A 12500-nucleotide genomic window follows, 5' to 3' on the forward strand; every position below is an offset into this window, starting at 1 on the left:
ATGACAAAAACCTTTAATGTGGCCGTTCTTCCAGGAGATGGAATTGGCGCTGAAATTGTTGCGGAAGCGGTGAAAGTTTTAGATGTAGTAGCACAACAAACAGGCCATACCTTTCAGTTTACTTATGGTAAAATCGGTGGTTGTGCTATTGAAGAAGAGGGAACACCGTTACCAGAGGAGACAGTACGCATATGTAAAGAAGCGGATGCGGTATTGCTAGGTGCAGTTGGCGGACCAAAATGGGATCAAAACCCGGGGCATTTACGCCCGGAAACAGGCTTGTTGGGGATTCGTAAAGCCTTAGGTCTATTTGCTAATCTGCGACCTGCGACAATGCATGAATGCCTAGTAGAAGCATCTTCTTTAAAACCTGAGGTTGTGGCAGGCGTAGATTTAGTCGTAGTACGTGAATTGACGGGTGGTATCTACTTCGGTGACAAGAAACGTTATATCGGAGAAGATGGTCAGGATACAGCAGAGGATTTGTTAGTGTACCGAGAGGAAGAAGTAGAGCGCATCATACGAACCGCTTTTGACATCGCCCGGAAACGGCAAAAGAGGCTCGTATCGGTGGATAAGGCAAACGTATTGGAAAGCTCACGCTTGTGGCGGAAGGTTGCTGATCGGGTTGCTACCGAGTACCCAGATGTAGAACTCTCACACATGCTAGTTGACTCCTGCGCCATGCAGCTAGTGCGAGCACCAAAGCAGTTTGACGTGATTGTGACTGAAAATATGTTTGGCGATATTTTAAGTGATGAAGCTGCCATGCTGACTGGTTCTATCGGAATGCTGGCTTCAGCGAGTCTTGCTTCAGGCAGCTTTGGATTGTATGAGCCAGTACATGGTTCAGCACCAGATATAGCGGGTAAGGGCATTGCTAATCCGCTAGCCACGATTTTGTCTGTAGCGATGCTACTACGATATTCACTTCATTTGGATGAAGCTGCAGACCGAGTCGAGCAAGCGGTATGGGCTGTATTAGAAGCAGGTCATCGTACAGGTGATCTAGCAGTCAATAAAGCAGAGGCACTTGGTACGATAGAAATGGGGCAGTTGGTTGTTGCTGAACTGAAGAAAGCAGTTATTTCCAAATAAAGATAAGTAAAAAGACCACTACAGAAGAACAAATTTTTCTGAGTGGTCTTTTTCGTTTTTTCTTTCATTACCCGATCATAATTTTTCCCTTAGGATAGCGGAAGTACTCTTTTCGATTTCGTTGAGCTAGTGCAAAGGCGATCGTTAACGGTCCTACCCGTCCGGCAAACATAGTTAAGGAGATGACGAGTTTTCCGATATCAGATAAATCAGGGGTCAGTCCCATTGATAAACCCACCGTTGCAAAGGCAGAGACACTCTCAAAGAGAATCATTAAAAAATCTTTACCTGGTTCAGTAATCGTTAAAATCATACTTACTATAATTACGATAAATAAGGCAATCATCGTTACGGTTAGCGATTTATAAATCATATGAGGCAGAATACGTTGGCGATAGAAAATAACGTCTTCTCGCCCCTTTATCTGCGCCCATACGGCTCCTAATAGAGTGGCAAAGGTGGTGGTCTTAATACCGCCACCTGTAGATCCAGGTGAAGCCCCGATGAACATTAACACAATAATAAAGAACAAACTGGACTGACGCATGTCTCCAATGCTTATCGTGTTGGAGCCAGCCGTTCTAGCTGTAACAGATTGATACAGCGCCCCAAAAAACTTACCAATAGGAGACAATGGTTGTAGAGTCTTGGCATTCGTAAATTCTAGAATCAAAATGGCTAAAGTTCCTACCACAATCAAAATGGCTGTTGTTGTTAGAACCACCTTTGTATGTAGTGACAATCGTTTTGTCTCGCGATACCCGTACACCTCTGCCATTACAATAAATCCAATCCCGCCTAAAATAATCAGCGCACAGACTGTTAGATTGACGATGGGATCACTCACATACTTCGTTAAGCTACTGAATTCCCCCATGAGGTCGAATCCTGCATTGTTAAAGTTAGAAATGGAATGAAACATACCGTAATACAAAGCCTTTGCAAATGGCATATCGAAGGCAAAGCGAAGCGTAAGCAAAATTCCTCCAGTCAATTCAATCAAGCCTGTAAAGATCAGAAGCATCTTGGCAAGCCTGACTACCCCTTCGATAGAAATTTGATTAAGTGATTCTTGCAACAAGAGCCGTTGTTTTAACGATATTTTTTTCCCCATAAGAAGAGCAAAAAAAGTAGCTAGGGTCATGAATCCCAAACCACCTACTTGAATAAGTGCTAAAATCACCAGTTGCCCGAACATCGTAAATGTTGTCCCAGTATCCGTCACGACTAGCCCTGTCACGCAGGTAGCAGACGTAGAGGTAAAAAAGGCATTGATCCAAGACAGCCCTTGACCGTCATTCGTTGCGATAGGAAGGGTTAATAAGATGGTACCAATTGCAATGATAAGCGCAAAACCTAATACCAGTACCTTGGGTGGGCTTAAATGAAATTTTTTAATTAATTTTTCTAGCATCGCAACCTCTTCCTTTACCTGATAGTACCTTTCAAGGAAATACGTCGTTATTTTATAGTATAACCGTTAAAAGTCAGGTCCTTCTTTGGTTTGTAGTGGAAACTTGCTCACAAGCGTAGCAGAAAATGAACCGTTCATCAATAAGCAAAAATACCGAAATCCTAATGAATATAACAGCAGAAAAGGAGCCTAAAACAAGCAGCAGAAGAACATAAATATATGAAAGAAAATGATAATTTGCTCAAAAAACAGCACAATACAAAAAAAGGCCCAACCAAGGCCTAAAGAGAGTGTCTTTTCGTACAAGGTGGCCATTGTATTTGGGCTTGTGGGTAATGCTTTTGTAAGCGGCTTTCCATTAGATCATAGTCTATTGGTAAAAGTTCTTCCGTAGTAGGCTTGATTAGGGTTAAAACAATCCAATTTACATGGGAATGCTTACCCGGTTCGGAGTATTTTTCTCCTTCATAAACCGCTTTTTTATACGTTAAAAGAAGATTTTGTCTGATATTACTAGGTGTATCTAATAAATGAAACGTACCTTTTCGTCTAGCTTGCCTAAATGCACGTAAGGGATGAAATAAACGGCTCATAAAATACCAACAAAGAAAGAAGCAACCAATGGGTAAAAGAATTTTTAGTAATAAAGACATGAGGAAATGGGATGCCTCCTTTCTCGATTCCCTTGATCTATATGAATAAGAAGTATTGTTTTTGCATGAAAAAATAATCGACATACAAATTCGATTTCTTCTATATACGGAAATGGTTGATATAAGTTTCAAAAAGGATTATTGTTTTTAAAATAAAATAATTAGTTACTTTACAAAAGTTAGTTACTTTGTTATGATGAAGACAAGAATATATCGTAACAATACCTACACAATAAAGCTATGAGGTGAGCTACTATGATAAAAATTTTTCCATCAGATTCTCGTTTTCAAGCTAATCATGGCTGGTTGAAATCACAATTTAGTTTTTCCTTTGCAGAATATTATGATCCAGAAAATATGAGCTTTGGTCCTATGAGAGTGTTAAATGACGATACAATCCAAGCTGGATATGGTTTTGGAACCCATCCTCACAAGGAGATGGAGATTGTTACGATCATGTTAGAAGGTGTCTTGCGTCATAAAGACAGTACAGGAAATGAAGAGGAACTAAAGCCAGGGGAGATTCAACGTATGTCTGCTGGTACTGGTATTATGCACTCTGAGTATAATGGCTCTACTACGGAAGAAGCTAAGCTACTTCAATTATGGTTTGAACCGAAGCAGTATGGCTTAACGCCGTCTTATGAACAATTTGCTTATGATCAACAAGCGATGATAAATGCTTTATTGCCTGTCGTATCAGCCAATCCACATGAGCAACGTGTCGCACATGTACACCAAGATATGACCATTTATTTGTCACGATTAGAAGCTGATAAGAGTATTTCTTTCTCCCAACATACGAATAGACGGACGTTCTTATTCATCATGGAGGGTCAATTACAAGTTAACGGCCAAGTATTAGAACGACGTGACTCGGCTCGTATTACTGATCTGGATACGTTGGAGCTAGTAGCAGGGCAAGATTCCTATTTTATGCTGATAGATCTGCCGTAAGTGTGCCATTTCATTTATGTTTACCCCCATTAGCCCGGACTTTGTGGTCTAGATTGCCACATAAGTCTCGGGCTTTTGCGCTTGAAAAAAGAAGGGTATGCTAGGAATTACAATCTTGTTTTTTCGTTGCTTGTCTCTGTAATCTATCTTATGATCGAGTACAATGGAAGTTGTGGTGTTTTTGAAGAAAGAGGTATCTGAGGAGGAATCATGAATGAGCACAACCGAACATAAAGCGACTGCACCTAAAAGTGTGGGGGTAATGGTTGTCACCGTCTCTGATACAAGGGACGAAGAGACAGATAAAAGTGGAAAGCTAATGAAAAATCTTTTAGAAGAAGCGGGTCATACTACTCTTCTCTATTCTATTGTTAAAGATGAACCATTGCAGATACAGGCTGTAATTGAACAAGGGGTACAACACCCAGAGGTAGATGTGATTTTGCTTAACGGAGGAACAGGTATTGCTCCCCGTGATCATACATATGAGTCGGTAAAAGGATTGCTTGATAAAGAAATGCCCGGGTTTGGCGAGATTTTCCGCATGCTAAGTTATACCGAGGATATTGGTTCCGCATCCATATTATCGAGAGCGATAGCGGGCACCTATAAAGGAACAGCGATTTTTTCCACACCAGGTTCTACAGGAGCGGTTAAACTAGCAATGGTCAAATTAATTCTGCCTGAATTAGGACATGTTGTCAGAGAATTGCGCAGAACAGTATAATGAAGGGCGTAGAAAAAGGAGTGAACCATACATAATGAAAATTTTACTTGCAACACTTAACGCCAAATTTATTCATTCTTCTTTGGCTTTAAGGTATTTGCGTAGCTATGCCAAGCCCTACTATCCAGATATCGAACTGGTAGAATATACCATTAACGATGTTCTAATTAATATTGTTGGGGATATTCATAAACGTCAGCCCGATATCATTGCATTTTCCTGTTATATCTGGAATATTCGCGAGACGCTGGACGTAATTAATAATGTAAAAAAGATTTGTCCAAATGTGCAGATCATTTTAGGAGGTCCAGAAGTCTCCTACGATACAGACGAGTGGATGAAAAAGTATCCTGCAATCGATGTGATCGTGATGGGTGAAGGAGAAGAAGCATTCCTTGAATTATGTCAAACCTATGAACGGGCAAAACAAACCGGAGAAGCTCCTTTATTAAAAGAAGTGCCAGGTATCGCTTACCGAGATGGAGAACGTGTCCGTTTTTCAATGCAGCGTATACAAACGAAAGATTTAAACCACTTACCTTCTCCATTTGAAGAGGATTTAGATGAATTGAATAACCGTGTCGTTTATTTTGAAGCGTCTCGTGGTTGTCCTTTTCGCTGTCAATACTGTTTGTCCTCCATTGAAAATGGGGTTCGCTATTTTGATCTAGATCGTGTGAAGCGTGATTTAAAGCGTTTAATAGATCATGGAGTTAAAACCATTAAATTTGTGGATCGGACTTTTAATATTAATAAGCAATATGCCATGGAAATCTTTCAATTTTTAATTGATAACCATAATGGAACCATTTTTCAATTTGAGATAACGGCCGATATCCTAAAGCCAGATGTTGTTGACTTTCTAGCTGAGAATGCACCACCAGGTATTTTCCGCTTTGAAATTGGGGTTCAATCAACAAATGACGAAACGAATCGTCTTGTACAACGTCGACAAAACTTTGAAAAATTAAGTTATACCGTGCTGAAAATCAAAGAATCTGGTAAAATTGATCAGCACTTAGACTTAATCGCGGGATTACCAGAGGAAGATTACGCATCCTTCCGCAAAACGTTTAATGATGTATTTGCTTTGCGTCCAGAAGAGTTACAATTAGGCTTTTTAAAAATGTTGCGAGGTACAGGTGTGAGGGCACGTGCTGCAGAACATGGATACATATATATGGATCAGTCACCCTATGAAATCTTGGGAAATAACGTACTTTCCTTTAATGATATGCAGCGTATTAAGCGTACGGAAGATATTCTAGAAAAATATTGGAATGCTCATAGGATGGACAAGGCGTTTGAATGGATTTTAACTCACCATTTTGAGACGCCATTTGATTTCTTTCAAGAGTTTGGGGATTATTGGGAAGAGCAAGGCTGGGGACGTTTTGGGCATCAGTTAGAAGATTTATTTACTCGTCTCCAACGTTTTCTTGAAAGTAAAGTTCCTAATAAAACAAGTCATTCCTTAAGTATGTTAAAATTTGATTACTTATTACATCAGAAATATCGACCGCGTAAAATCTGGTGGGACGATACGGTCAACAAATCGGAATTACAAGCGATTTATCAAAATGTAGCAAATAAACGTGCTGACTTACGTGCAGATTTTGCCCTACACGCTGAAACGGAAAAAGAGTATGCCAAACATACTACAGTAGCGCATGTCTCATTTAATGTAGAACACTATATAAAAACGGGTGAAATGGTTGAAGGTAATTTTGCTTTGGTGATGTATTATCCGTTTGTGGAAGGGGAATCCAATACGTTCATCTGTGTCCCTGTATCACAAACAGTTGCCTAGACGATACCCAAAAGTAAACAGACAGTAGTATAAAGTGACCTAGGTACGCGATTCACACTGCTATTTTTGCACCATGCCCAAAGTAGGTTCCTACACCTGACGAAAACCTTTTTAGCCTAAACTTTTCCTGCGAATTCGATCAGGAATGTAACGAAAATGATAAGTAAATCGTAATACCAACGACAAAGACGTTTGGATCTCAGATAAGACAAAAGGGGAGCTTCTTTGGACATGAGTGTGGATGTGTTACTTCAATTTATTGAACAATATGGATATCTGGCCATCTTTTTTCTCTTATGGCTGGGCATTGTGGGTCTGCCTGTTCCTGATGAACTGGTAGTAGCGACAGGTGGATTAGTTGCTGCTCTTGGTTATTTGAATCCGTACTATGCTTTTCTTGCTGGCTACTTCGGAGTGGTTTCGGGTCTGTCTATCGGCTTCTTTTTAGGACGTTGGGTGGGTCCACCTATACTAACTCGGTTAGCTAAGAAAAAGAAATTTGGACCTTATATTGATCGATCGACCGCACTCATCAAAAAATATGGTACGTTTTCACTGTTTATCAGCTATTTGCTGCCAGTTGTACGTCATTTAGTGCCATATGTTGTAGCAGTCGGAGGTATGACTTTTCGTAAATATGCGCTATATTCCTACACCACTGGTCTGGTTTGGGCGTTGGCATTCTACTTTCTCGGTTATTTTTTTGGCAACCATGTGGATCATATTATCGCTGTGAGTCGTCATTACGGTTTTATAACATTGTGGGTGATACTAGCCTTAATTATAGGCTTGTTTATTTATCGCTTTTGCCGCTTAAAAAAACGTGCGAATAAAAGACCAGAGGGGGATCGGAAGTGATCCCGAAAAAACTACATGCTCATAAACGACAGAGAAATAGTATTTTTCTAGTAACCTGGGTTATGCTGTTAACTGGAGTGGTATTACATCGGCTTCTGCTTATTTCAGTAGCTATTGGGTTCATTAATCTTTATGCGTTGTGTGCAATGGGATGGGACAAACGTCTTGCTCGCAAGCATAACTCTTGGAGAATACCAGAGGCTACGTTTTTTTTGCTAGCTGCGCTTGGAGGTGCTGTGGGCGTAGGTCTAGGGATGCTTTTATGGCGTCATAAAACCAAGCATCCGTCTTTTTGTGTTCTGATACCACTTTGTTTATTATGGAATGGTGGGGCTTTTTATGTCATGTGGTATTATGTGTTACCATATTTCGTATGATACAACACGCAACACAGAAGGGAATGAAAGATATGGATCAAAAAACAGAACAAATGCTACGTGATCTAACAGAGGCTCATGGTGTACCAGGCTTTGAACAAGAAGTCCGTCAGGTTATGAAATCATACATAGAACCGTACGCAGATGAAATTACTTATGATAATTTAGGGAGCTTGATCGCTAAAAAAACAGGCGATGCTAACGGACCTAAAGTGTTGATCGCGGGACACTTGGACGAAGTTGGTTTCATGGTAACGCGTATTACAGAGGAAGGTTTTCTGAAATTTCAACCGTTGGGTGGATGGTGGCCACAGGTAATGCTGGCACAGCGTGTGCATATTCAAACCAAGGAAGGCTTCTTAGATGGAGTAATTGGTTCCATCCCACCACATGTTATGCCAATGGAAAAACGCCGTAAAATGGTTGAAATCAAAGATATGTTTGTGGATATTGGGGCTTCTAGTAAAAAAGAGGCAGAGGAGTTCGGAATTCGTTTGGGTGATCCGGTTATTCCGGTGTGTCCATTTACTGTGTTAAAAAATCCAAAAATGCTGATGGCAAAAGCATGGGATAATCGTATGGGTTGTGCTGCTGCTATTGATTTAATGAAGGGTCTACAAGGTGTTGAGCACCCAAATACCTTGTATGCGGCAGGAACTGTAATGGAAGAAGTAGGAACTCGTGGAGCTTTCACTGTGGCTAATGTAGTAAAACCTGATATCGGTATCGCGGTAGATGTGGGTATCGCTGGTGATACACCAGGTGTTAGCAAAAATGATGCTCCATCAAAAGCAGGTGCAGGGGTAGAAATTGGGCTATATGACGCTCGAATGATTGCTCCGCAAAAATTGCGTGATTTTGTTATTGAGACAGCTGAAATGGAAAAGATACCGTATCAATTAACTTCCATTCCAGGTGGAGCTACAGATGCGGCGGCGTTTACTCTAACAGGTAGTGGTATACCATCCATTGCACTCTCTGTAGCAACTCGCTATATTCATAGTCATGCGTCTGTACTTCATTATGATGATTATGAGAACCTGGTAAAATTATTGATTGCTTTGGTGAAGCGCTTGGATAAAGAAAAGGTAGCAGAATTAACTTCTTTTGAATAATCAATAACAAGGCGGACTTTGGTTGTAACCAGTGTTCGCCTTTTTCTATGCAAAAAAGACAACGGTAACTTAACTTGCAAGTTCCCATTGTCTTTTGATAAAAAAGAAGTAACAAAGTAGAGTGAGTTCTTACTTATACAGGAGAGTCTGTATTCGTTGGAATATGCTCGGAGATGGTAGTGACCATTTGTTGTTGCAGATCTGAGTTGCTGTTTTGCCATAACACCTCAAATAATACACCAAGTCCAGGTAATGTTTTCTCCATACGACTTGAAATAGCATCGTTGATTGTTTCTTGTACAGAGGTGGGACTAGAGCCCTGCATTTTATACATAATAGCTTGACGCAGATTTAATGCATTAATGTTCACCTGTATAACACTCCTTTTTACATCAAAAATAAAGATGATCACCGTTAGTATTCGTTGAACGCTACATTTACATTCCTTTTGTACTGTTCAAGCGCTATGTTATAATCTAGTAGGACAAATGGGAGGTTGAATCATGTCAAAACAATTTGCCGTTATTGGAATGGGACGCTTTGGTTCCAGTGTGGCCCATGCTTTGTATGAAATGGGTTATGAAGTGATGGGAATCGATGAAGATGAAGAGCGTATTAATGAAAATATCCAAAATGTAACACATTCGGTTGCTGCCGATTCTACTGATGAGATGGCATTGCGAGAAATTGGAATCCGTAACTTTGATGTTGTGGTTGTATCCATTGGAGCTGATATTCAAGCCAGTATCTTGACTGTTTTGATTCTAAAAGAAATGGGCGTTAAAAAAATCGTAGCTAAAGCACAAAATGAGCGCCATGGGCAAGTTCTTTATAAGGTCGGAGCGGATCGAGTGGTATTTCCAGAGCGAGATATGGGAATACGCGTTGCGCATAATTTAATTTCAGCTAATGTACTGGATTTTATCGAGCTTGCTGAAGATTATAGTGTGGCTGAGGTGGTAGTATCTCATTCGATGGTTGGACAATCTTTACGCGACATCGATGTTCGTGCTAAGTATGGAGTTAACGTTATTGCTATTAAGAGTAACCAATCGTTTAACATTTCCCCAGGCCCAGACATTGTTTTGCAACATGATGATGTATTGGTTGTCATTGGCCATAATATGGATTTGAAAGAATTTGAGGAGAAGGCATAAATACATGAAAGTAGAACATATACAATCTCTGCAAAACCCTTTAGTAAAGCGCTTGAAGGAATTGCAAACCAAAAAGGGCCGAGAAACAGCAGGACGTTTCCTTATAGAAGGAGAGCATCTGTTGGAAGAAGCTCTATTGTCTAAGATGGAAGTAGTAACGCTCTTGTATGATGAGAGCAAAGGTTTACCAGCTACAGTAAACCGAGCGCTTGAGGCATTCCCATACCCTGTCAAATGCTTGTCTACAACGAATGCTGTGTTAAGTAAGTTATCAGAAACAAAAACACCGCAGGGAATCGTAGCAGAAGTGAAAATGCGTTCTAATGATTGGGCTACTGAGTGGAAGTGTTTGCAAAAATACGACTTTCTCATACTCATTCTTGACGAATTACAAGACCCTGGTAATGTAGGTACAATTATGCGGACAGCAGAGGCGGCTGGTGTAGATGCTGTTTTGATGGGACGAGGCAGTGTCGACCTTTATAATGGGAAGGTATTGCGTTCAACGATGGGTTCATTCTTCCGCATGCCCGTATTTACTTGTGATGTAAAAGCTGTATCAGAGCAAATAAAAATGGCAGGTGGACGTATACTGGTGACAGCCCTTGGGCAACAAAGTCGAGAGTATGACGAACCAGTATATAGCGGAAAGGTTGCCATAGTAATTGGTAATGAGGCACGAGGAGTGTCAGATTCCGTACTTTCCCAAGCAGACGAACTGATTCACATTCCGATCTATGGACGAACAGAATCGTTAAATGCAGCTGTTGCTACTGGCGTGATGTTGTATGAAGCGGTACGTCAGCGCAAAGCTGATTGTGATTGCGGCTAAGATTTTTTGGATATTATCAGCTTTTCTTTTGCAAGTCACCCTCATTGTGAGGTATAATTAATCGCAAATTCTAAAATAATTGTCATAAATGCTAGGATTGAGACTAGTACATAGAACAGATGACGTGTTCAGGGAAAAGGTGCCGCTTATTAAGCGACTGGAAGCACTTTTACGTGATCTCTATGGAATTCCCTCATGAGCAGACCTCTGAACCCAAGATTGAAAGACTGCGATCAAATGCTTGTGATTAACTGGCTAAGATCAAAAGTTTCAATCGTATCTTACAGTAGGAGGCACCGGTTCATCCACGTTACGGATGCGAAGGTGAGACATAATGAGATGTCTAACCAGGGTGGTACCGCGGAAATTAAACTTCGTCCCTGTTTTTAGGGAGGAAGTTTTTTTGTTGTATTTTTATTTGTAAACAAAGGAGAGATTGTTTGTGCAAACGCGTTTACAACAGTTAAAAGAAAATGCACTTGCTTTATTGAAGCAAGTAGGCGAAGGACAGGAGCTTCAGGATCTTCGTGTCAAATACTTAGGCAAAAAAGGCGAATTAACAGAAATTCTACGTGGTATGGGTGGATTGTCTGCTGAAGAGCGCCCAAAAGTAGGCCAGCTAGTTAATGATGTTCGTCAAGTGATTGAAGAAGCGATTCTTTCTAAACAGCAGGAATTTGAAGCACGTGTACTAGAAGCGAAGTTAAGCAAGCAAAGCATTGATGTGACACTGCCAGGTCGTCCTGTACCGACAGGAACGATGCATCCTTTGTCTCGTATTATTGAAGAATTGGAAGATATCTTTATTGGTCTAGGCTATGAAGTAGCAGAAGGACCTGAAGTGGAGTTAGATCACTTCAACTTTGAAATGCTCAACTTACCAAAAGGACATCCAGCACGTGATATGCAGGATTCTTTCTACATTACAGAGGAACTGTTATTACGTACGCATACCTCACCTGTACAGGCTCGTACCATGTTAAAAAAAGAAGGAAAAACGCCAGTTAAAATCATTTGCCCTGGAAAAGTGTATCGCCGTGATGATGACGATGCGACACATTCCCATCAATTTACTCAAATTGAAGGTCTTGTGGTTGGAAAAGGCATTAGCATGAGTGATTTGAAAGGAACCTTGCTGACGTTTGCTAAGCAAATGTTTGGAGAAGACCAGCAAATTCGTCTTCGCCCTAGTTTCTTCCCATTCACAGAGCCGAGCGTTGAGGTAGATATTCAGTGCGTAATCTGTCACGGAGAGGGTTGCCGCATTTGTAAACAAACTGGTTGGATTGAAATTCTAGGTGCTGGAATGGTTCATCCTCGCGTCCTTGAAATGGCAGGCTATAATCCGCAGGAAGTAAGCGGTTTTGCATTTGGTATGGGAGTAGAGCGCATTGCAATGCTGAAGTATGGCATTGAGGATATTCGTAATTTCTATACAAACGATGTACGTTTCCTACGTCAATTTAACCGCTCCTAGTCGGTTCGGAAAGAAAGGGGATTAT

13 protein-coding genes are annotated in these 12500 nt (G+C 40.7%); 10 read left to right on the top strand and 3 right to left on the bottom strand.

Going from position 1 to position 12500, the window contains the following annotated elements; translation table 11 throughout:
• On the top strand, positions 1 to 1098 hold the full coding sequence (gene leuB, locus ACQV1I_RS06080) for a 3-isopropylmalate dehydrogenase (protein WP_116333105.1): 1098 nt from the start codon (positions 1 to 3) through the stop codon (positions 1096 to 1098).
• A 67-nt stretch (positions 1099 to 1165) separates the two neighbouring features.
• Here leuB and ACQV1I_RS06085 read toward each other — a convergent pair whose 3' ends face one another.
• Together ACQV1I_RS06085 and ACQV1I_RS06090 are read right to left on the bottom strand one after the other, a co-directional pair.
• Positions 1166 to 2512, bottom strand: coding sequence for a TrkH family potassium uptake protein (locus ACQV1I_RS06085; RefSeq protein WP_116333106.1), 1347 nt, complete (start codon positions 2510 to 2512; stop codon positions 1166 to 1168).
• A 281-nt stretch (positions 2513 to 2793) separates the two neighbouring features.
• A complete protein-coding gene (locus ACQV1I_RS06090) occupies positions 2794 to 3165 on the bottom strand; it encodes a hypothetical protein (RefSeq protein ID WP_018671313.1) in 372 nt (123 codons plus the stop codon).
• Between the two features lie 255 nt (positions 3166 to 3420).
• Here ACQV1I_RS06090 and ACQV1I_RS06095 point away from each other — a divergent pair, with 255 nt between their 5' ends.
• The 6 genes from ACQV1I_RS06095 (at position 3421) to ACQV1I_RS06120 (ending at position 9009) form a co-directional block, all read left to right on the top strand.
• Complete coding sequence (locus tag ACQV1I_RS06095) at positions 3421 to 4122, top strand: pirin family protein (protein WP_116333107.1); 702 nt, start codon at positions 3421 to 3423, stop codon at positions 4120 to 4122.
• Positions 4123 to 4336: 214 nt separating this feature from the next.
• Positions 4337 to 4849 carry a MogA/MoaB family molybdenum cofactor biosynthesis protein gene (locus ACQV1I_RS06100; RefSeq protein ID WP_018671311.1) on the top strand — a complete coding sequence of 171 codons (513 nt, stop codon included), beginning with the start codon at positions 4337 to 4339 and terminating at the stop codon, positions 4847 to 4849.
• A gap of 34 nt (positions 4850 to 4883) precedes the next feature.
• Positions 4884 to 6659 (top strand): B12-binding domain-containing radical SAM protein, encoded by a 1776-nt coding sequence (locus ACQV1I_RS06105; protein ID WP_116333108.1) that lies wholly within the window; start codon positions 4884 to 4886, stop codon positions 6657 to 6659.
• 231 nt (positions 6660 to 6890) lie between these two features.
• Positions 6891 to 7517 carry a DedA family protein gene (locus ACQV1I_RS06110; protein ID WP_116333109.1) on the top strand — a complete coding sequence of 209 codons (627 nt, stop codon included), beginning with the start codon at positions 6891 to 6893 and terminating at the stop codon, positions 7515 to 7517.
• Complete coding sequence (locus ACQV1I_RS06115) at positions 7514 to 7894, top strand: DUF1294 domain-containing protein (RefSeq protein WP_018671308.1); 381 nt, start codon at positions 7514 to 7516, stop codon at positions 7892 to 7894. The genes ACQV1I_RS06110 and ACQV1I_RS06115 overlap by 4 nt, the downstream gene beginning before the upstream one ends.
• 32 nt (positions 7895 to 7926) lie before the next feature.
• Entirely contained in the window at positions 7927 to 9009 is a 1083-nt protein-coding gene (locus tag ACQV1I_RS06120) for a M42 family metallopeptidase (RefSeq protein WP_094700521.1), read from the top strand.
• 133 nt (positions 9010 to 9142) lie between these two features.
• On the opposite strand, the gene sspI is transcribed toward ACQV1I_RS06120, so the two are convergent.
• Complete coding sequence (gene sspI / locus ACQV1I_RS06125) at positions 9143 to 9379, bottom strand: small acid-soluble spore protein SspI (protein ID WP_018671306.1); 237 nt, start codon at positions 9377 to 9379, stop codon at positions 9143 to 9145.
• A 133-nt stretch (positions 9380 to 9512) separates the two neighbouring features.
• Between sspI and ACQV1I_RS06130 the strand changes: the two genes are divergently transcribed.
• The 3 genes from ACQV1I_RS06130 to pheS all read left to right on the top strand — a co-directional run bounded on the left by ACQV1I_RS06130 (position 9513) and on the right by pheS (position 12475).
• The gene (locus ACQV1I_RS06130; RefSeq protein WP_003335016.1) at positions 9513 to 10166 is read left to right on the top strand and encodes a potassium channel family protein; all 654 of its coding nucleotides are present in this window, start codon (positions 9513 to 9515) and stop codon (positions 10164 to 10166) included.
• Between the two features lie 4 nt (positions 10167 to 10170).
• Entirely contained in the window at positions 10171 to 10998 is an 828-nt protein-coding gene (locus tag ACQV1I_RS06135; RefSeq protein ID WP_116333110.1) for a TrmH family RNA methyltransferase, read from the top strand.
• A gap of 442 nt (positions 10999 to 11440) precedes the next feature.
• On the top strand, positions 11441 to 12475 hold the full coding sequence (gene pheS / locus ACQV1I_RS06140) for a phenylalanine--tRNA ligase subunit alpha (protein WP_018671304.1): 1035 nt from the start codon (positions 11441 to 11443) through the stop codon (positions 12473 to 12475).
• The last annotated feature ends 25 nt before the right edge of the window (positions 12476 to 12500 follow it).

The sequence above is a fragment of the Brevibacillus sp. JB24b genome, assembly GCF_051713385.1.
GTDB classification, from domain to species: Bacteria; Bacillota; Bacilli; order Brevibacillales; family Brevibacillaceae; genus Brevibacillus_B; species Brevibacillus_B laterosporus.